The following is a 20,509-nucleotide window of genomic DNA, read 5'->3' on the forward strand; positions in this document are numbered from 1 at the left end:
GAAAGCCGTGAGGGTGCCGTGGCAGCGGGCTGTGATCCCTCAGGAGAGCGCTGTGAGCCGGTCCCGGACCTGTGCGGCGACCGTGTACGTGTCCCCGGTCGGCTCGGTGGCGAGCGTCCCCGGGTTCCGCGCCCAGCGGTCCTCCAGGGCGAACCAGTCGATCTTCTTCGGTGCCCGGCCCGCCGCCAGCGCGGCCCGCAGCTCCTCGAAGTACGTCGACCAGCGCAGCCGGTAGAGCCCGCCGACCAGCCCCGCCCACTCCCGGTTGGCGTAGTCGCGCAGCCCCGCGTCGGCGCCCTCCCGGGTCCCCCACACGGTCAGCAGCGACAGATTGTCGTACGCCAGCTCCGTCCGCTCGGCGGCACTCGCACCCCAGGCACGGGCATCGGCCACCCAACGCCCCAGCAGATGCCGGGAGTCGGTGGCCACCAGCTCGTCCAGCAGATCCATGAGGGCGAGCCAGTCACCGCTCAGCCGGTCGAAGCGGGCCTTGTCACCGGCGTCGTAGGCGGCCTTGAGCAGCGGCAGCATGACCCGGCCGCGGTTGGAGAGCGCCTGACGGGCCACATCGAGGAGATCGCGACGGTACGCCGATGATGCCCGCAACTCCGCCCGCACCTTCAGCAGTTCACCGAGGGCGGGCTCGAAGTCGGCCGCGCTGTAGCGGAGTTGCTTCGGCGACCAGCGGCCGGCCCGTACGGCGTTCAGCGCCGGGCGGGAGCCGAAGAGGCCGTCGGCGCCCTCGCTCCAGGAGTCGGCGCGGGTGGTGCCGTACGCGGTGCGGCGCAGGATGTCCCAGGCGGCCTCGGCATGCGGGTCGAGGGCCCCGTAGCGGGCGTGCGCCCACTGCGCGAACCAGGCCTTGAGATCCAACTCGCCTTCTCTCCAGGCAAGTTCGGAGAACAGCGCGAAGGCGGCCGGGTTGTTGTCGGCCGCTTCCGGCATCAGGGCGATCCCGTGCAGCCTGCTGCCGTCCTTGGTGCGCCACTTCTCGTACAGCGCGGCCCAGTCGGGGGTGTTGGCGCCGAGCGCGGTGTGGCCGCCGAAGTTCCAGATGGAGCCGAAGGCGTAGGGCGTGTCGCCCCAGTCGGCCTCGCGGTCGACGACGGTGGGGAAGCGGTCGGAGAGGCCGTCGACGACGAGCATCCGCTCCTTGTCGACGGCGTCGACGATCGCGCGCGGCGGGTTGTGCTGCCAGCCGAGGATCACCCAGGTGGCTTCCGGGTGGGAGCGCCGCAGCGCCCGCTCGACGCCCTTCGCCGCGTCGGCGACCGGCACGTCGCCCGGGTCGCCGCCCTCGTGCAGCAGATCCATCTTGTACAGCGTGGACGGGCCGAACATCTCGTCCTGCACCCGGTAGAAGGCCGCCGCCACCCGCGCGAACTCGTCCGTGCGCGGATCCAGCCAGTCGGGCCGCGCGAACCCCATCCAGTCGCCCTGCGGCACGGTCCGCGCCCCCGGCACCTTCTCGGTGAACCCGGCCGGGACCGTCCCGAAGTAGCCGGGGAACACCGGAGTCATCCCCAGCTCCCGCGCCCGGTCGGCGATCCGGCGGCCGAGGGCGGCCCGCGCGTCCAGCAGCTGCCGGGAGACGGGCGAGGGGAAGGCGGACAGGTTCTGCAGCAGCCACCAGGGCTGGTGCGCCGGGCCCGGCACCCACGCCCGCAGTTCCTCCTCGCCGTACCCGAACTCCTGGAACACCCGGTGGTACAGCGCGTCGGCGCCCGCGTAGACGAGGACCTCGTTGTAGCCGTGCAGCGCGAGCACGTCCAGCTCGCGCTCCCAGTACGACCAGTCGAGGTACGCGCCCGTGTAGCCGTCGTTGGTGTCGTTCAGGGCGAAGCGGTGGGTGACGTTCGCCCGGCGGCCGACGGTCCCGTCGAGGCCGGGCAGCTCGCGGGGCAGGAGGTTCGTCTGCTCGCCGGCCCAGTTGATCTCGGCATAGGCGATGTGCCGCAAGTACCAGTTCAGCCCGGTGAGTTGAGTCGCCGGGGTGTCTCCGGCGACGGTGATGCTCCCGGTGGTCCCCGAGACCTGGAAGGCGTCCCGCTCCGTGCCCTCCGTGAACGTGATCTGCCGCCAGTGGTCCGGCAGCAGCCGCCGGGCCGTCATCGAGGCCGTGCGCCGCGCCCTGTCGGTGCGGGGCGCGTCGTCCGAGGGGATCGCGCGGGCCGGCGTACAGGCGACGGCGGGGCCCGCGGCGAACGCGGCGAGCAGGGCACGGCGGGCGAGCGGCATCGTGTCTCCGGGGTGCGGTGGGGGTGTGGAATGGGAGGAATACCCGCCGAAACCGCACTTGCGCGCAGACACAGGGCCACACGGGGGAGAACCCGGCATGAACGGCTCCTTCCGCCGCTTGATCGCACAGGGGAGCCGTGTGCGCCGTGTGCGCCGTATGGCACGGAACGCCAGCCTGACGGTACGTCAATATGAGTAGTTCTCGTCCCTCGGGAACCCCTTGTGCCGGACGACACGTTGTCGGTAAACAGGGATTTATCCGAATGATCGCTTCGCGTCCGGTGGGGGCCGGTACCGACGGGGAGAACCGGAAAGTCCGGTTGTGACCGTTCGCGGAGCCGGGGGACAGAACGGGGACATTCATGGTGCATCGACACCATCGCGAGACCTACTACGTCGTCAACGAGGGCCGCATCCTGGAGTTCGAGAAGGGGGAGGCCGTCGCGCGCGTACCGAGCGCGACCGAGCAGCAGATGGCCTTCCGCTTCTCCCGGTTCGGCGAGAAGGGAGTCCAGCTCGACGAGGCGCTGCTCGGCAAGCTGGCCGTGGCCATGACCACGGGCACGGGCGGCGCCGACCCGGACTCGGGAGAGCCGGGCACGCCGGTCCCGGCGGGCTTCACCTACCTCGGTCAGTTCGTCGACCACGACCTGACCCTGGACCGCACCCAGGTCGGCCTGGGCGAACCCGTCCCGGTCGAGGACCTGGTGCAGGGCCGCAGCCCGGCCCTCGACCTCGACTCGCTCTACGGCATGGGCCCGCACCACGCGGGCAGCGCCCGCTTCTACGAGTCCGACGGCCGTCTGCGCATGGGCACGACCCTGGGGGTGGGCTTCCCGCCCGAGTCGCCGTCCAACGTCGACCACGCGGGCTTCGACCTGCCGAGGGCCGGCGAGGCGGCCGGCGGCACCAGGGCCGACAAGCGCGCCCCGCTCATCCCGGACGCGCGCAACGACGAGAACCTGGCCGTCGGCCAGCTCCACCTGGCGTTCATCCGCTTCCACAACCGTGTGATCGACCTCCTCGCCGAGCGCGGGATGCCCGAGCACCGGCTGTTCCAGGCGGCCCGGGAGATCGTCGTCAAGCACTACCAGTGGGTGCTGCGCACCGACTTCCTGCCGCGCATCGTCGACCCGGACATCGTCGAGCGGGTCTTCACCCGGGGGCGCAGGCACTTCGAGCGGCCCGGATACACCCGGCCCGGCGACTTCCCGACGATGCCCATCGAGTTCTCGGTGGCCGCCTACCGGCTCGGGCACAGCATGGTGCGCGGGGCCTACCAGTGGAACAGCGTGTTCCGCGCGGGCGGACCCGGTCCGATCGCCTCGCTCGGGCTGCTGTTCCGGTTCAGCGGCACGGCGGGCAATCTCTCGCCGGGCCCGGACGACCTCAGCGACCTCGACGACCCGAACGCGGGGGACAACCTGCGGCTGCCGAGCAACTGGATCGTGGACTTCCGGCGGCTGTTCGACTTCGGCGAGATCGGCCGGGACGACCTGGTCGTGCCCGAGGGCGAGTTCAACGTGGCCAAGCGGCTCGACACGCTCCTCGTCGACCCGCTGTCCACGCTGCCCACCGGCACGTTCGACGGCCGTGGCCGCCCGGCCCCGCCGGTCGTCCAGCGCAACCTGGCCTTCCGCAACCTCGTGCGGGCCTCGATGGTGGAGCTGGCCACCGGGCCGCAGCTGGCCGCGCAGATGGGCTTCAAGCCGCTCACGGAGGACCAGATCCTGCGGGGCGACGGCGGCGCCGTCCTGGAGGGCCTCACCGACACCGAGCGCGCGCGGCTCGTGGAGCACACGCCGCTGTGGTTCTACGTGCTGCGCGAGGCCGAGGTGAACGAGGCCCGTCCCGGGAGTCTCACGGGTGTGGGGGGCACGCTCGTCGCGGAGGTGTTCCATCGGGCGATGGAGGGCAGCCGGAGGTCGATCGTGAAGCATCCGGGCTGGCGCCCGAGCCTCCCGTCCCACAAGAAGGGGCGCTTCACCATGGCGGACCTGCTGCTCTTCGCCTTCGAGAACGACCCTGAGCTGCTGAACCCTCTGGGCTGACGGGGGTCTGGGGTCGCAGGGGGGTGCGTTGTCGGGTGCGGGTCCGGTGGGGCTTCTCGCGCAGTTCCCCGCGCCCCTGAAAAGCCGGGGCTGCGCCCCGAGCTTTTCAGGCCCGCCGCCGGTTGCCTTTCAGGCCGCGGAGGGCTCGTCTTCCAGGCCCGCAGGGGCCTGGGCTTTCAGGGGCGCGGGGAACTGCGCGACCAGCCCCCACCGGACCCGCACCCGACAACGCACCCCACCCGCCCCCTAGACCCGCCTCGGTGAGGCAAGCAGATACCGCTCCCGGGTGCGGGGGTCGGTGACCTCGCCCACCTGCCACCCCACCCGCTCCAACGTCACCGCACAGGCCCGCAACACCCCCGCGTCGGCGGCACGTACGGCGACCGCGTCCGGCTGGGGCGTGGCCCGCACCCGGTAGCCCTCCTCCTCCGACCCCCGCGCCGGCCGGTGGCCCGCCGCCTCCAGGGCCAGCGCGGCGGCCCGCACCAGATGGGTCCGCTCCCAGCCGCAGGGGCGGTCCGTCGCGCCGCCCGGATTGGTCATCCGGCGCAGCTCCAGCAGCCCCTGCCAGGCGCTGTGCACCTCACGCGTCCGGGCCGCCCCGGTGTCGGCGGCCTCCTCGCCGCCGACCCGCGCGGCGAAGACACCGGCCTGGTCGGAGGCCGGGGCGGGGCTCTCCGGGGGCGCCTCCGCAACCGCCTGCGGCGCCGGCGCCGTCTCCCGTACGCGATGCCCCGCCGGTGTCAGGAAGTGGTCGTGCGGCGGGCGCGGATGCCGGAAGGCCAGGCCCCGCTTCACCAGCGCCGCGAGCTGCGCCGGTGTACCCGTCAGCCGCCCGGTCACGGGCTCGGCGGCGTCGATGATCCGCCGCTGGACGGCGGTCGGCGGTCGTGTCACGGCACCCTCCCCACACCCTCTCTCGGCCCCTTCGACGTATGCGAAGACTACGAGGAGGGTCTGACATTCCACCCCGCGACGACCGGACGCCCGTGTTCCGTGCCGAGCCGGCAGACCGTGCCCGTCGCCAGCTGGAACAGCGCACCACCGGAGGCGGAGAGGCCGAGGTAGCGGGCGGTCAGGACGCGCAGGACGTGCCCGTGCGCCACCAGCACCACGTCCCCCTCGGTGTTCCCCAGCGCCGCGTGCGCCTTCGCCAGCATCCGGTCGACGCGCGCCCCGACCTCCTCCGGGCTCTCCCCGGGGTGCTCCGGCGGCCCCGGCGCGACCCCGTCCGTGAAGAGGAACCAGTCCGGGCGGGTGCGATGGATCTCGACGGTCGTGATCCCCTCGTACCCGCCGTAGTCCCACTCGACGAGATCCGCGTCGACGCGCGCCCCGCCGAGCCCGGCCAGTTCGGCCGTCTCCCGGGCGCGCTTGAGCGGGCTCACGAAGACGGCGCCGACGCGGTGCGAGCCGAGGAGCGGGGCGAGGCCGCGCGCCTGTTCACGGCCGTGGTCGGTCAGCGGGATGTCGGTCCAGCTGGTGTGCTGCCCGGACGCCGACCACTCGGTCTCACCGTGCCGCACAAGAAGAAGATCACCCATGGCCCCAGGCTACGAGCCCACGGCACCGGCGGCGCCCCGCCTCACAGAGCACGGGCCCATCGCTCCAGCTCCGCGAACTCCTCCTCCCGCAGCCCCCGGCGCGGATCGATCCGCAGCAGCAGGGCCGCCGCGTCGTGGTGCTCGGCCGCGTGCCGTACGTCGAGGTCGGTGATCATGTCGTCGACCCAGACGAACGGCCGCCCCGCCGCCCACGCCAGGACCTGCCGGGTCTTCCAGTACAGCCCGTCCGGGTCCTCGGCGAAGAGGTCGGCGAACTCGATCACCGGCAGATCGCGCGGCAGCCCGATCACCGGCCCGATCATCTCGTTCGCCTCGTGCATCCATGTCGTCGCCCACGCCAACTCGTAGGGCAGCGCGAGCAGTCGTTCCCCGTGCGCCGGGTTCAGCCGGATCCGCAGGCCCCGGCGCAGCCGCCGGGACCCCGGCTTCTGCCGCGAGGACCAGTTGGCGGGGTGCACCCGGCGGGTCACATAGCCGCGTGGCCGCCGTATTCGGGCGCCGAAGGGGTTGAGGGGACCGTCGACGTCGAGGAGGAGCAGTGGTCGGTCAGTCATGAGGAAGGGCTACCCAGCGCGGACGTACGGCGTGCATCCCCTCGTCCCCCGGGGTGAGTTCAGACGTCCAGTGCGCGGGCCGCGCGTTCCGTGGCCCGCCGGGCGATGTCCTCGGTCTCCTCCCGAGGCGGTGCGTCCGGGGCCGCCGCATGGCTGATCACCACGAGGAGCCTGCCCTGGCGTACGAGCGTCTTGGTCTCCCCGGACGGGAAGCCGCCCAGCTCCACTTCGATACCGGCCGCCCAACTCCGGTCCCCCAGGCGGGGATTCGACGTCTGCCGCAGCCGCTCCGTCCCGGTGCGCGCGAGATCGGACCAGGTGATGGTGAACTCCTCGCAGTCCACGAGATCGGCGAGGGTCCTCTCGTACGCCTTCTCGGCGGTGGAGTCGTCGCGGTAGACCCGGAGGGTCTGGCGGATCCACGGCCCCAACCGGCTGTGCCCGAACTGGATGCGCGCCTGCACCGCCGTGCCGGAGGCCGGGGTTCCGTAGTCGAGGTCGTTGAGGGCGCGCAGACACCTCGGGCGGTCCGAACGGTCCGGTGGTACGGCCTCGTCGTCCGGCAGGACCGTGTCGTAGCCGGTGAGGTCGTCCTCCCGCAGCAGCGCGGCGGAGACCTCGGCCCGGGTGGGCAGCCGTCGCCCCTCGCCCTCGCCCTCGTCCGGCGCGGAACCGCCGTCCCCACCACAGCCCCCGGTCAGCAGGACTACGGCGACAGCGGTGGCGACGGCGGTGGTGGTGGCGAACGGCAGTGCTGTGATCCTCATGGAACCCCCGTTGCTTCCCGTTGCTCTCGTTCCTTCTCATTGCTGTTGCTGTTGCTCGTTCGCGGTGTCAGCGGGCCAGCACGACCTTGCACGCCGCATGGACCTCCCGGACGGCCGCGCCCGTGTCGAAGCCGGGATCGCTCTCCAGGCCTTCGAGGACGCGCAGGACGACCGCGCGCAGGTTCGCGTCGCGGGTCACCCTCATCTGCTCCAGCACCTCCCGGAGGCCGTCACGGGTACGGAGATCCGCGGTGGGCGCGGCCAGGAGGACGAAGCAGGCGAGCGCCGGTTCGACGGCCGGGTGGCGTCCGGGACCCGTGGCACTCGGCAGGACGGGCAGTTCGCCTTCCGGGAGGTCGTCCGGGAGGTCCCGCGCACGGCCGGTGTCGTCGGTCGGCCGGGTCAGGGGCGGGTCGGGCGGGACCCGGCGGTCGATCACCGTGCCCACGGTCACCGCGCCGATCGGCAGGAGCGCGGCGGCGCAGACACAGGTGCAGGCGCCGGCGAGGGCGGTGGAGCGCCAGGGCCTTCGCCACGCCGTCCACAGCACCACGAGCGCGAGGACCCCGCCGGCGCACAACCCCCCGTACACCACCGGAGTCAGGAGCAGCCGCCCCACGGCCCGCGGCGGGACGTACGACGTGGCCACCAGCCGCTGGAGCTGGAACCACACCGCGAGCGGCACGGAGAGCACCAGGCCGGCGAGGACGATCAGCACCCGGGGTCCGGGCGCGGTCCGCAGCCGTACGGGGGCCAGCGCCCGCGACCAGGCCACGAAGACGGCTCCGCCGAGGACCGCGACGGTCACGAGTGGCAGTACCGCCACCGGCCGGGCACCGAGGAGGGCGTAGTGGTCGCCCCGGACGAGCGCGGTGGGGAACAGCCGCTCCCATGCGCCGGCGGCGCGGGGCGACAACTGCGAGCCCACCACGAGTGCGAGCCCCAGGAGCGCGCCGGAGCGGAGGGCGTCACCCGTGCCGTGACCGTCGCGCCACACGGAGACCGACACCACGGCGGCCACGGCCGTGCCGGTGAGCAGTCCCGTGAGCCAGTGGGCGAGGAAGGCGTCGCCCGCCGTGGCGGCTTCGAGCAGCAGGGCGATCTCCTGGAACGCGGCCCCGACCGCGATGCCCGCGATCAGGCAGGAGGTGAGCAGCAGCCGGTGGGGCCTGCCCGGCTCCTCCAGTACCCGCAACCGGCTGCGGCCGTCTGGATGCAGCCGCAGCAACGCGGCCGGCCGCGGCACCCCGGGCAGTCGCCGCCGCACCACTTCGAGTGCCACCGACCGCCGTACGGCGAACGCCATCCCGCCCGGGTCCGCGGGGGCCGTGTCGGCGGTGTGGTCGGCCTCGTACTCGCGGGTGCGGACGAACGCGGCGAACGCCAGCAGGACCACGGCGGTCACCGCGGCGAGCCGCCAGCCCAGCGACAGCGCGAGGTTCGCCGGACGGCCGATCGCCGCGACCGCCAAGGGGAGTACGACGACGCAGGGGAAGAGCCACAGGACGTGGAAGGCGAACCGGCCCCGGCCCACGTCCCCGGCGCGCAGATGCGCGACCTCGTGGCGCAGGGTCGCCATCGCGACGCGGTCGTGGTCCTCGTCCGGCGAGGTCTCCCAGGAGAGGGGTGTGTGGTTGGCGAGGACCACGTACTGGCGGGCGAACAGCCCGTAGGCCCGTGCCTCCTCGCGTACGCCGCCGAGTCCGCCGCGTCGCTCGACGACCGCCCTCGGCGGGACGGCGGGGGCGTGTCCGGCCTCGGCGAGGCAGGACTTCAGGGCCGCCGTCGTCCGGGCGGGGACCGGCAGCGGGCGGCGGTGCCAGCGCCGCAGCCGCCAGCCGGTGGTGACGAGCACGGCCAGCGCGGCGAGGGCGAGGACCACCACCGGGCCGAGCAGGCTCACCGCCGACTCCCGCAGCAGCAGGTCGTCCAGGCAGCGGGTCGTGGTGCCCAGGTCACCGGCGGCGGTCCCGACGGCTCGTGCGGTTCCGGCGGCTCGGCGCAGACAGGCCTCGCGCCGGGCCGTCCAGCCGTCCCGGGTGAGGACGCCCCACCAGGTGCCGGTGAAGAGCGATGCCGCGCTCACCATGAGGAGCAGCAGCAGGAATTGGGTGGATGTGGGATGCGGCAGCGCGGGAGGGGCCCCGGCGCGCGGATCCGTCACCCGGTGCCGCCCCCCGGTTCCGCACCGCCGGGGGCCGTGCCCCGGCCGCGCGCGATCCAGGCGGTGGCGACGGCGTCGGCCACGGCAGCCGCCTGCTCCGGCGGGCAGCCGATCGCCTCGATGCGGGCCGACACATGGCCGCGCAGCCAGCCCAGGTCCTGTGCCTCGAACGGCTGAGCGGGTTCTCCCAGTGCCGCGGCGAGCCTCCGCTGTCTGCTCGCCCGCCGGCGGCCGAGTCTTCCGTTGACCGCGCGGGCGCCCGCCTTGACGCCCTCCCCGATGAGCGTCGCCACCACGGCCACCACCAGAGGTTCGGTGAGAACCGTGGTCACCAGGCCGGTCGTCATCAACCCACCCCGCCCACCGGCGAGTTGATCGACCGTCACCGGATCGGCGCGGTACCGCTCCAGATGCCCGGGCAGCTCGTGTTCGACCCGTTCGGCGTCAGTGGGCCCCAACTCCCCGCGTAAGGCGAGAAGGTGGAGCGCGGCACCGATGACGTCCGCCCCTGTGACCACTTCCGAACCGGAGTTCATCCCTACCCCCGAACCCGTGTGCCCGTCGCGTGTTGGGGACTATAGAGGGATATGACAGGGGCTGTGCGCCAGAGGAATGATTCGTCACTGTCGATACCCGCTCAGGAAGCGTCCGATCCTGCCGATCGCCGCCTCCAGGTCCTCCGCGTGGGGCAGGGTGAGGATGCGGAAGTGGTCGGGGGTGGGCCAGTTGAAGCCGGTGCCCTGGACGACCTGGATCTTCTCGCGCAGGAGCAGATCGAGGACGAACTTCTCGTCGTCGTGGATCCTGTGGACCTTCGGGTCGAGCCGGGGGAAGGCGTACAGCGAACCCTTCGGCTTCACACAGGACACACCGGGGATCTCGTTCAGCTTCTCCCAGGCCACCGTGCGCTGTTCGTGCAGCCGGCCGCCCGGCGCGGTCAGGTCGAAGATGGACTGCCGGCCGCCGAGCGCGGCCTGGATGGCGTACTGGGCGGGCGCGTTGGCGCACAGCCGCATGGAGGCCAGCATGGTCAGGCCCTCCAGATAGTTCTTCGCGTGCTGCTTCGGGCCGGTCACCACCAGCCAGCCCGAGCGGAAGCCCGCCACGCGGTAGGTCTTCGACAGTCCGCAGAAGGTGAGGACGACCAGGTCGGGGGCGAGCGCGGCGACCGAGTGGTGGACGGCGTCGTCGTACAGGATCTGGTCGTAGATCTCGTCGGCGAAGACCATCAGGCCGTGGCGGCGGGCGAGGTCGAGGATGCCCTCGATGATCTCCTTCGGGTACACCGCGCCGGTGGGGTTGTTGGGGTTGATGATGACCACGGCCTTGGTGCGGTCCGTGATCTTCGACGCCATGTCGTCCAGGTCCGGGTACCAGTCGGCCTGTTCGTCGCAGAGGTAGTGCACCGCCTTGCCCCCGGCGAGCGTGGTGACGGCCGTCCACAGGGGGAAGTCGGGGGCCGGGATCAGGATCTCGTCGCCGTCCTCCACCAGTGCCTGTACGGCCATCGAGATCAGCTCGGAGATGCCGTTGCCGAGGAAGACGTCGTCGACGCCGACCTCCAGGCCCAGGGTCTGGTAGCGCCCCGCCACGGCCCGGCGGGCGGAGAGGATGCCGCGGGAGTCCGTGTAGCCGTGCGCCTGGGGGAGCATCCGGATCATGTCCTGGAGGATCTCCTCCGGCGCCTCGAAGCCGAACAGCGCGGGGTTGCCGGTGTTCAGGCGCAGCACGCTGTGGCCCGCCTTCTCCAGTGCGTCGGCGTGCTCGATCACCGGGCCGCGGATCTCGTAGCAGACCTCGCTGAGCTTGTTCGACTGCCGGAACTCCATGCGCGCTCGCCCCTCCGGTTTCGTGTGATGCTTGGTTTTACCAAGCTCCAGCTTGGAAAGTCCAACGACATGTCTAGACTGCGTCGCATGTCACCACGCCGAAGCTACGACCAGTACTGCTCCGCCGCCCGCGCCCTCGATGTCGTGGGTGACCGCTGGACCCTGCTGATCGTCCGCGAACTGCTGGCCGGCCCGCGCCGCTACACGGATCTGCACGCGGACCTGCCGGGTGTGAGCACCGACGTCCTCGCCGGACGGCTGAAGGACATGGAACGCGACGGACTGACCACGCGACGCCGGCTGCCGCCGCCGGGAGCGGTCTACGTCTACGAACTCACCGGGCGCGGGCGGGAGTTGCTGCCCGTGGTGCAGGCCCTCGGGGCGTGGGGCGAGGCGGCGCTCGGCGAACGCCGGGCCACGGACGCGGTGCGGGCCCACTGGTTCGCCCTGCCGCTGCTCCGGGCGCTCGACGGGTACGCCCCCGGGCTGGTCGAAGTCCGGCTGGAGGAGGGGGAGTTCCATGTGTGGGTCGGTGCGGAGGGCGCGCGGCGGGTGTACGGGGACGGGGCGGTGACCGGGGTCGGGGAGGCGGATGTACGGCTGACCCTCGACGCGGGCACCTGCGGTGAGCTTGCGCGGGGGGAGTTGACCCTGAGGGACGCGGTGCGGGCGGGGCGGGTCGTGGTGGTGGGGGAGGGGGCGTTGGCCAAGGAGTTGCGGGAGGGGTGAGGGTGCGTGGGGGCGGGTGGGGTGCGTTGTCGGGTGCGGGCCCGGTGGGGCCTGGTCGCGCAGTTCCCCGCGCCCCTGAAAAAGCGGGCTGCGCCCTGCTTTCTCGGCCCGAAAGGGCCGGAGGTCTTAAGGGGCGCGGGGAACTGCGCGAGAAGCCCCACCGGGCCCGCGGACGAAAGCGAGCGCGGTGGGGCAGGACGGGCCGGTCAGACCCCCGGCGGCGGCACCTGGCGCGGCCGACCCGCCCCCCGGGTCAGGGAGTACCCCCCGATCCCGGCCAGCGCAGCGAGCACCGCACCGACGGCCGTCCACACCCAGCGGTCGCTCCACCAGCCGGAGGCCCACCCGTCGTCGGGTTCGAGGGAGGAGAGGACCGCCTCGGTGGAGGAGTCCTCGCCCTCCTCGTCCTCCCCGGAGGTGACCGCGATCCCCGGCACCAGCGGCTGCGCCAGCGCCCCGTCGACCGCCGCGGAACCGCCGATGTCCTTCGAGGCCACCTCGACCGACGTACCGACCGGCAGCCCCAGGTCACCCGTGGCCAGCCGGATCGTGGTCAGCCGGACGTAGTACGTCCCCGGCAGCGGATCGTCGGCCCACTGCTCCGACCAGGCCCGCACCGTACGCAGGGTGCAGGACAGCTCGACGGAGGCCGCCCCCGCCGCGGCGGTCCGGGTCTGCGCCCCGTACTGGCAGGCCTGACGGCGCCGCAGCCCGTCGTACACGTCGAGCTGCCAGGTGGACGAGGACTTCGCCCCCTCGGGCAGCTCGACGCTCGCCCGTACGGTCGGCCGCTGCCCCGCGTCGGCCGGGAACGACCAGTACAGGTAGTCGCCGGTCGAGGCACTCGCCGTCGCCTTCTGCCCCTGCTCGAACTCCGTGGCCGTACGGAAGGAGGTGCCCGCCTCGGTGGGCGCGTCACCGTCCTCCGACGCGCTCGGCGAGGGGGTCGTATCGGCCACCGCCGGGGTGACGGCCAGGCCCAGCATCAGCAGGGCCGCGCCCAGCACACGTGTGATCCGCATCAGTTGGTCCTCCAGACCGCGACGCGCCAGCGTGACAGCCAGCCCCACAGCACACCCGCCAGGAACCCGACGAGCACCAGCACACCCAGCAGCCACCAGCCGCGGCCGAGGCCGAAGGAGGCCACGTCGGCGGCCGGGTCCGGCCCCTCCACGACGTCGACGGTGACTTCGAGCGGCAGACCGGGAGTGGTCTTCACCCCGCTCGCCGGTGAGTAGGAGTGGGTCACCTGGAGACACACGGACTCGGCGACGTCCTCGTCCTCCTCGTCCTCGGCCTCCGCCTTCGGATAGCGCAGACCCGCGGAGATGACGTCGGTCCGGCCGTTGCCGGCCGCCTCACCGCGTACGATCTCGCGGTTCTTGGTGGTCACCGCACGCAGCAGCACCCCGTAGTCGGGATTGACGTCACGGTCGGCCGCGACGCTCACCGAGGCCCGCAGTTCCTGACCCGGCTTCACCTCGACCCGGTACCAGCGCTGTTGGCCGAACTCCTCGCGGTCGGTGTACAGGCCGGACGTGAGGGTGGGCGCCTGCGCGCATGCCTCCGCGCCCTCGACGGCCTTCGGCACGACCACCGGATCGGCGGCCCGGTCGACCAACTGATTGACCCGGTCGGTGAGTTCGTCCCGGTGCTCGATCGAGGTGTACGAGCCGCCGGTCGCCTCGGCGATACAGCTCAGCTGCAGCCGCATCTTGGCGTTCGGGACCAGGCCGAGCGTGTCGATGGTCAGACCGATGCCCTTGGCCGCGATCTCCCGGGCCACCTCGCACGGGTCCAGCGGGGCGCAGGTGTCCTCGCCGTCGCTGATCAGCACGATGCGCTTGGTGCCCTCGCCGCCCTCCAGGTCGTCGGCGGCCTTCAGCAGCGCCGGGCCGATCGGGGTCCAGCCGGTCGGTGCCAGCGTCGCCACCGCCGCCTTCGCCTCGGTCCGGTCCAGCGGCCCCACCGGGTAGAGCTGCGCGGTGTCCTTGCAGCCCGTCTTGCGGTCGTCGCCCGGGTAGTTCGCGCCCAGGGTGCGGATGCCGAGCTGGACCTCCTCGGGCGTGGCGTCCAGCACCTCGTTGAACGCCTGCTTCGCCGCGGCCATCCGGGACTGCCCGTCGATGTCCTTGGCCCGCATCGAACCGCTCACGTCCAGCAGGAGGTTGACCTTGGGCGCCAGGGCCGTGGTCTCGTCGGCGACGGCCGTCGTCGGGACCGCGATCCCGGCCGTCAGGACGGCGAGCAGGACGAACACCCCTGCTGTCAGCCGTTGTCTTGTGATCATCGGCGGATCCTATTGATCCGGAGGGCCACCCTTCAAAACGAGACCGGCCATCCTCCGGAACGAGACCGCCTGTTGACGCACCGTTCACCGCAGCGGAGTCGGCACCTCCGCCCAGATGTCGCCGGGCCGCTCCGGCGAAAGACGCATCAGCGTCAACGCCTTCGTCGGTACCGGCCCCTCCAGCAGCGTGCCCAGATCGGGCGTGCGCGGCAGATCCCGTACGGCGGCGGCGAGCGCCTCGCGCAGGACGGGCGTCGAACCGGCCGTGGCGCCGAGCGTGCCCGTGATCAGGGCCCCGAACAGCTTGCGGCGCAGGGTCGTCTCGTCGTCCGTGATGATGCGCCCGGACATGGCCGGCGCCGCGACCCCGTGCCGGGCCAGGCGCGCGGGGCTGACCCGGATGTCCGCGAGGTCGCGGTAGACGAGGCGGCGGGGGGCACCCGACGGGGACAGGACCACCAGGAGGTTCTGGCCGTGCGCCTCCAGGGCCACGCCCAGGTCGAGCAGCCGGAGACAGACCGTGAGCGCGAGCCGTGCGAAGTCCGCCAGCCACGACGGCGACCGGGGCAGCTCGGTCGCCGCCAGCGCGGCCACCGGCAGGACCCGTTCCCCGGTCGCCGTGTCCGCGTACCTCTCCGGCGACTCCCGCAGCACCGCCGCCAGATCCGGCGAACCGGCGGTGACCGCGCCGAGCGTACGGGTCACGTGCAGCAGCCCGTCGGTGCGGGCGGCGACCGACGCCATGAAGTCCGACACGATCGCCGAGGTCTCGATCGAGTAGACCGAGATGTCCCGCACCGAGGAGGTCAGCCGGGCACTCAGCGCGGTCTTCACATGAGACGCGTGCGGCCCGCCGTCCGCGAGGGCGAGCGTGCGCAGCGACATCAGCGGATGCGCCTCGACGACCTCCCCCGGCGGGCACTTGAGCACATGGGCCGCCTGCCACGGATGCACCGGCACCAGCACCCGCCCGCCGTCCCGGAACCGCTCCGGCCACTCGCCGACCACCAGCGCGTCCGCCACCGGCGCCAGCCCCAGCCGCACCACCTGCCGGTGCTCCGGCCCGTACGCGAGCTGGTCGTACGCCGAGAAACCGGGCCGGGAACGGCAGTTGGGATGGAACGGATGCCCGTCGACGATCGCCTGCTCCCACTCCCAGCCGGCCTCCGGCGGCACCGCCGTGGCCGGCTGACCGGCCCGCGACAGCGCCAACGAGGCCACGCTGTGGTCGAGTTCCACGGCGAAGGCGGCACTGTGCGGCACGGCCAGCGCGGTCATGAGCCGCGCCGGACGGTCGTACGGCCGCCCGTCGAGCCACACCTCCTCGACGCCCCCGGCCGTGCCGTACGGGTCCACGGCCGGGCCGTGCAGCCGACGGCCGTCGGCGAGGCGCAGCGTGACCCCGTCGCCGTCGGCCGCGTCCCGGCGCGCCACCCAGGGCAGCGGCTCATGGACGAGGCCCCGCCACAGCCGCGACAGCACGGCGGACCGGGCGCCGGGCAGCGCGGTCGTGTACGGCAGCGTCAGATCGGGGCGTACGGCGCCCAGCTCGGCGCCGAGCGCCGCCTCGGCGTCGGCGTCGGACAACGGGTGACGGTCCACGGACGGGCTCCTCGGGTGCGGGGACGGCGCCGGGCGGGTACGGAACCCGCGTCGGAACCGGTAGGGGGTGTCACCGACGGTTCGAACGCCGGCGTACGACCACTGCCCGCCCGCCTCCGCCGCGACGCATGGCGGCGGCGGGCGGGCAGACATACTGACTGATCACGAGTGCACCGTAAGGAACGAATGGACCCCGTGGACGCCACCCCGACCCGCGTCGGCGCCGCCGCCGACGCCCATGCCGCCGCACCGCTGCTCAACTGCCTTCTCAGGGAAGCGGGAGAGCCGGTCGGCGGGTCCGGCGCGGCCCATGTGCACCGCCTCAAGGGCAGCGGACGGCTGCTGCGGGTCCAGGGCACCCGGCGCCCCTCCCACCCCGAGGTGCGTACGGCGGCGGACACCTGGCAGCCGCTCACCCACACCGGACTCGTCGAACTCGCCGTCGGGGAACTCCGCGCCCTCACCGGCCCGTCCGGCTCCGGACTGCCCGCCGAGATGCTCGACAGCCGCGAGGCCGTGGCCGCCCTCCTCACCGCACGCGCCCGCACACCGGCGCCCGAGGACCCGTACCGGCGGTCCGAGCAGTCCCTGATCACCGGGCACCCGTTCCACCCCGCCCCCAAGGCCCGCGGCGGCGGCCCGCCCGACCGCTGGCTGCCGTACGCGCCCGAGGCGTACGCCCGGTTCCCGCTGACCCTCCTCGGGGTCCGCGAGGACACGGTGGTCGAGGAGGGCGACACCACCGCCCTCGACGCCCTGGGCCCGGCCCCGCCCGGCTACCGGCTCCTCCCCGCCCACCCCTGGCAACTCGACCTCCTGGGCGCCGACTTGGCGGACGCGTTCGCCGACGGCCGGCTCGTCCGGCTCGGCCGGACCTCCGGCGAGGTCTGGCCGACGGCGGCGATCCGCACGGTGTACGTGCCCGGCGACGCGCCCGGCGACGTCCCCGACCTCTTCCTCAAGTTCAGCCTGGACGTACGGATCACCAACGACATCCGCCGTCTGTGGCGCCACGACCTGCTCAAGCTGCGCCGGACGGACAGCGCGGTCACGGCGGCCTTCGCCGGACAGCCGGGCGCCTGGCTGAGCGACCGCGGCTACCGCACCGCCGACTTCGCCTTCGAGGAACTGGCGGTCCTGGTCCGGGACGGCCTGGACGGCCATGTGCCCCCCGGCACGACGCCCTGCCTCGCCGCCGCCCTCACCGAGGACACCGCGGCCTTCCCGGGCAACCCGCTGGCCGACACCACCGATCCCACGGCCTGGTGGGAGGCGTATCTGCGCGCCGTCGTCCCCCCGGCGCTGGCCGCCTTCCACGGCCATGGAGTCGTCCTGGAGGCCCACCTCCAGAACACCCTCGTCGCCTGTGACGCCACCGGCACACCCGTACGAGCCGTGTACCGCGACGCCGAGGGTGTGAAGCTCCTGTCGGACGTGACCCGGGAGGCCGGCTGGGAGCGGCTGGTCTACTGCCTCGTCGTCAACAACCTCCTGGAGATCGCGGCGGCCCTCGCCGAACACCACCCGGGCCTCGACCCCTGGCCCGCCGTACGCCACGAGCTGGCACGCCACCCGGAGCCGCCCGAGGCCGCCGCCCTGCTCGATTCCCCCACGCTCCCGGGCAAGACGAACCTGCTGCTGCGCTGGACGGCCGCCGACGGCGCCGACGCGCGCTATCTCCCGCTGCCCAACCCGATCCGGACGTCCCGGGCGGAGTGAGGCGCCCTCACTCCTCGCCCGGGAGGGACAGCAGATGGTCGACGAAGTGTCCGTAGGCCTCGGGCTTCCGGCCGGCCGACTTGAGCTTCGCCTCCTCGCTCTCCAACTCGGCGCGCAGCGGGGTCCGCATCAGGTAGTCGCGCAGATGCTGCCCGCCGATCCAGCGGCCGAGGTCCTTGGTGGCGGAGGCCTTGTCGCTGAAGGCACCCATCCGGTCCTGCTCCTGCATCCGCCCCAGAGCCGCGGCCGCGGCCTTGAACTCGGGCTGTCCGGGAGCCGCGCTCCTCCGGTCGTCGTAGTCGCGGCTGACGGCGGCGATGTCGGCCTTGTCCGACGCCCCGACCCCGGCCCCGCCGTACAAAGACTCCCGGAAGGCCCTGCTCTGCTCCATGCCGATGCTCTCGTACAGGATGGTCTTGCCGGCCGACAGCGCCTCGGAGGTGCTCTGGTTGCCGGTCGTCATCACGATCGGCTCGCTCGCCTTGATCAGCGTCAGCATGTCGTCGTGCGGGACGCGGTCGGCGGTGATCCAGTGCATCGTCTTGCCGTCGCCGCCGGTCTCCTGGACCGAGATCGCCGGGGCCGGTCTCCCGGCGGTCACCGTCACCAGCCGGACCCTGGCCACCCCGAGCGCAGCGAGGTCGCGCCGCATGGTGCCGTCGAGTTCCGTCGGCCCCTGCGTGGGCGAGGACTGGACGACGTGCACGTCGTTGTCCCGGCCGTTCTCGATCTCGGCCACGGTGAGCGCGAACCGCACGGCGCTCTTGTTGGAGTAGGCGAAGTACAGCCGGGAGGAAGCGGCGGCGGCGAAGTCCCTCGCGGTCTTCTCCTGTTCCTCCGGGAAGAGCGCGGTCAGCAGTTCCGCGGACTTCAGCGCGTGGATGTTCTCCAGCCGGGCGGCCCGTTTCTCCGCCTCGCCCGTGATGCCGTCCTGCTGCTGCTTGTAGTGGCGCAGACCGGCGTCGAAGGTGATGCCGACCTCGTCCGGACCGAGTCCGGTGGTGTGACCGGTGCCGGTGGCACCCGGCGGGGGTGACTCCTTCTTGGAGTACTCGGTCATCGCGGAGACCGTGCTGCCCCACCCGCCGACGCTCTGCTGGAACTTCTTGGTGGCGCTCAGCTGCGGCGCGACGACCACATGGGTGGGGGCCTCGTCGCGGGCGAGCGGCGGGGCGGCGGGGGTGGCGTCGCTGCCGCCGAGCACCGCGAACGGGTGCGCGGCGTCCTCGAAGACCCCGGGCTGCCTCGTGTGCGCCGCGCCGGCGGTCAGCAGGGCGATGTCGTTCTTGTTGGCGCCGGTCCGCGGGAAGGTCTCGCGCAGCGCGTCGGCGGTCTTGACGCCCAGCATCAGATCGCCCTTGCCCTGGGCCTCGTGGGTGAAGACCGCGATGGGTGCCCGGCCGGTCCATTCGAGGCAGCTGTAGAGCTGGTCGATGAGGATCGGCAGGACCTTCGTCCGGTTGGTGATGTTCACGGAGTGGGCCATCTGCTCCAGCGCCGCTTCGTCGAGCCGGCGCGCCGCGTTCGGGCGCAGATACCGGCGGGGAGCGAGCAGTTCGTCCTCCAGCTCCGAGCGGGCCTGTGCGGAGTTGGCGGCGAAGTCCTCCGGCGAGATCCGCTCGCCCGTCCTCTTCTTCGACTCCTCGACCGCCGCCGCAGGCGCCGTGGTGCCGACGGGCGGGGCGGAGGCCGACACGGGGGCATGTGCCGGGACCTGGGGGTCCTGCCGCCGGGGTGCCGTCGAGGCCGACTGCGGTCCGGCCACGGTGGTGGGCTTGGGTCTGACGGCCGGCCGCTGCCGGCCGGGCGCGGTGGTGGTGCCCGGAGCGGTGGCCGAGGCCGAGGTGGCTCCCGAGTCCGAAGTGGCTTCCAGCGCGGTTGCGGATGCGGGCGCGCGCCCCGACGCCGTGCTCGCGCCCGGGGCCGGGGCCGGGGTCACCGTCGAAGCCGTCGCCGCTCCGGAGCGCGGCGGCTGGGCGCACGCCACCGACGCGAGGGCGTCGAAGCTGTCGTAGTCCACCGTGCTTCTGCGCGCCGCGTCGACCTTGGTCCACCCCGGGTTCGACCCCGGGAACAGCTCCTTGAGCCTGGCGAGCGCCTGCGGGGTGGTGTAGCCGTGCAGCGCGCCCGAGAAGGCCCGCTGCACGGGGAGCGCCGGACCGGAGTCTCCGCCGCCCGTCGCGGGCGCCGCGTCGGTGTCCGGGAGACCGCCTCGCGGAGCGGGCCCGCTCATCACCCGGCGGGCGGTGTCCTCCGCCTCCCGCTCGAACCGGTCGGAGGGGTCCGACACCCGCAGGCCCGCACCGTTGTCCGTACCGGCGACCGGGCCGCTGCGCTGCTGCACCACATGCGTCAACTCGTGCGCCAGGGTGTGCTTGTCGGCACCGCCCGCACCGACGACCACATGGCTGCCCGAGGTGTAGGCACGCGCGCCGATCTCGGCGGCGGACCGCTGGGCCACGCTGTCGGTGTGCAGCCGTACGTCGGAGAAGTCCGCCCCGAGCCGCTGCTCCATGTCCGCCCGTACGTCGGCGGCCAGCGGCCGGCCGGCGCCGCTCACCACATCCGCGACGGACGAGCGCTGTACGGGCGCCGCCTCCGGGTGGCCGCACCCGGCCCCGTGCTCATGCCGCTCCCGGGCCAGCGCGCGCTGCACCGCGGCATTGCCCGCCGTGCTCTGCAGGGCGGCCATGGCCTCGGCCGTCCACCCGGCGGACGACGCCCCTGCGGCGACGGGTCCGACCGGACCCGCGGTGACGACCGGCCGCTGCCGCCCGACGGCCTGGCCCGGCCGTTCCTCCTGCGCGCGCATCACCACTCCTCGGGGCTCGGGCTCGGGGTACGGGTCTCCAGGCTCCCCTCGGGGCGGGCAACGGCACAACGGCCGGAAGGGCAGACCTGGAGCCGGAAGGGCAGACCCGGAGGCGGCCCCGCCGCCCGTGAGCCCCCCCGGGCCCCGGGCGCTCCGCCTCGGCGATCACCCACGATTACTATGGTCGTT

Annotated in this window: 15 protein-coding genes; 3 read left to right on the plus strand and 12 right to left on the minus strand. The window is 73.1% G+C overall.

All coding sequences use genetic code 11. The annotated features are described in order from the left end of the window. Nucleotides 1–39 precede the first annotated feature (39 nt). Nucleotides 40–2,238: an alpha-N-acetylglucosaminidase gene (locus tag J8M51_RS24970; RefSeq protein WP_086759832.1), complete on the minus strand. Its 2,199-nt coding sequence runs from the start codon at nt 2,236–2,238 to the stop codon at nt 40–42. 362 nt (nt 2,239–2,600) lie between these two features. On the opposite strand from J8M51_RS24970, the gene J8M51_RS24975 reads away from it, so the two are divergent. Further along, nucleotides 2,601–4,289, plus strand: coding sequence for a peroxidase family protein (locus J8M51_RS24975; RefSeq protein WP_086759834.1), 1,689 nt, complete (start codon nt 2,601–2,603; stop codon nt 4,287–4,289). Between the two features lie 246 nt (nt 4,290–4,535). Here the strand turns inward: J8M51_RS24975 and J8M51_RS24980 are convergent, their stop codons facing one another. The 7 genes from J8M51_RS24980 to J8M51_RS25010 all read right to left on the minus strand — a co-directional run bounded on the left by J8M51_RS24980 (nt 4,536) and on the right by J8M51_RS25010 (nt 11,168). Continuing rightward, nucleotides 4,536–5,186 (minus strand): hypothetical protein, encoded by a 651-nt coding sequence (locus J8M51_RS24980; protein ID WP_216591555.1) that lies wholly within the window; start codon nt 5,184–5,186, stop codon nt 4,536–4,538. 47 nt (nt 5,187–5,233) lie between these two features. After that, nucleotides 5,234–5,833, minus strand: coding sequence for a histidine phosphatase family protein (locus J8M51_RS24985; protein ID WP_086764872.1), 600 nt, complete (start codon nt 5,831–5,833; stop codon nt 5,234–5,236). Between the two features lie 41 nt (nt 5,834–5,874). After that, on the minus strand, nt 5,875–6,408 hold the full coding sequence (locus J8M51_RS24990) for an HAD domain-containing protein (RefSeq protein ID WP_086764869.1): 534 nt from the start codon (nt 6,406–6,408) through the stop codon (nt 5,875–5,877). A gap of 59 nt (nt 6,409–6,467) precedes the next feature. Further along, complete coding sequence (locus tag J8M51_RS24995; protein WP_086764867.1) at nt 6,468–7,175, minus strand: sensor domain-containing protein; 708 nt, start codon at nt 7,173–7,175, stop codon at nt 6,468–6,470. Nucleotides 7,176–7,242: 67 nt separating this feature from the next. After that, the gene (locus J8M51_RS25000; protein ID WP_267299489.1) at nt 7,243–9,339 is read right to left on the minus strand and encodes a M48 family metallopeptidase; all 2,097 of its coding nucleotides are present in this window, start codon (nt 9,337–9,339) and stop codon (nt 7,243–7,245) included. Then, nucleotides 9,336–9,875 (minus strand): hypothetical protein, encoded by a 540-nt coding sequence (locus tag J8M51_RS25005; RefSeq protein ID WP_267299490.1) that lies wholly within the window; start codon nt 9,873–9,875, stop codon nt 9,336–9,338. The genes J8M51_RS25000 and J8M51_RS25005 overlap by 4 nt, the downstream gene beginning before the upstream one ends. 84 nt (nt 9,876–9,959) lie before the next feature. After that, nucleotides 9,960–11,168 (minus strand): pyridoxal phosphate-dependent aminotransferase, encoded by a 1,209-nt coding sequence (locus tag J8M51_RS25010; RefSeq protein WP_216591560.1) that lies wholly within the window; start codon nt 11,166–11,168, stop codon nt 9,960–9,962. Nucleotides 11,169–11,255: 87 nt separating this feature from the next. Between J8M51_RS25010 and J8M51_RS25015 the strand changes: the two genes are divergently transcribed. Next, nucleotides 11,256–11,897 (plus strand): winged helix-turn-helix transcriptional regulator, encoded by a 642-nt coding sequence (locus tag J8M51_RS25015; RefSeq protein WP_267299491.1) that lies wholly within the window; start codon nt 11,256–11,258, stop codon nt 11,895–11,897. A 206-nt stretch (nt 11,898–12,103) separates the two neighbouring features. Here J8M51_RS25015 and J8M51_RS25020 read toward each other — a convergent pair whose 3' ends face one another. The 3 genes from J8M51_RS25020 to J8M51_RS25030 all read right to left on the minus strand — a co-directional run bounded on the left by J8M51_RS25020 (nt 12,104) and on the right by J8M51_RS25030 (nt 15,789). Next, a complete protein-coding gene (locus J8M51_RS25020; protein WP_086762877.1) occupies nt 12,104–12,919 on the minus strand; it encodes a hypothetical protein in 816 nt (271 codons plus the stop codon). Then, nucleotides 12,919–14,187 (minus strand): VWA domain-containing protein, encoded by a 1,269-nt coding sequence (locus tag J8M51_RS25025; RefSeq protein WP_086762879.1) that lies wholly within the window; start codon nt 14,185–14,187, stop codon nt 12,919–12,921. Before J8M51_RS25025 ends, J8M51_RS25020 begins: the two co-directional genes overlap by 1 nt. Before the next feature lie 84 nt (nt 14,188–14,271). Further along, nucleotides 14,272–15,789 (minus strand): IucA/IucC family protein, encoded by a 1,518-nt coding sequence (locus J8M51_RS25030; RefSeq protein ID WP_086762881.1) that lies wholly within the window; start codon nt 15,787–15,789, stop codon nt 14,272–14,274. A gap of 186 nt (nt 15,790–15,975) precedes the next feature. Between J8M51_RS25030 and J8M51_RS25035 the strand changes: the two genes are divergently transcribed. Continuing rightward, nucleotides 15,976–17,508 carry an IucA/IucC family protein gene (locus tag J8M51_RS25035; protein WP_086762883.1) on the plus strand — a complete coding sequence of 511 codons (1,533 nt, stop codon included), beginning with the start codon at nt 15,976–15,978 and terminating at the stop codon, nt 17,506–17,508. Nucleotides 17,509–17,515: 7 nt separating this feature from the next. Here J8M51_RS25035 and J8M51_RS25040 read toward each other — a convergent pair whose 3' ends face one another. After that, a complete protein-coding gene (locus J8M51_RS25040) occupies nt 17,516–20,320 on the minus strand; it encodes an eCIS core domain-containing protein (protein ID WP_398856814.1) in 2,805 nt (934 codons plus the stop codon). Between the last annotated feature and the right edge of the window lie 189 nt (nt 20,321–20,509).

It is taken from the genome of Streptomyces griseiscabiei (assembly GCF_020010925.1).
GTDB classification, from domain to species: domain Bacteria; phylum Actinomycetota; class Actinomycetes; order Streptomycetales; family Streptomycetaceae; genus Streptomyces; species Streptomyces griseiscabiei.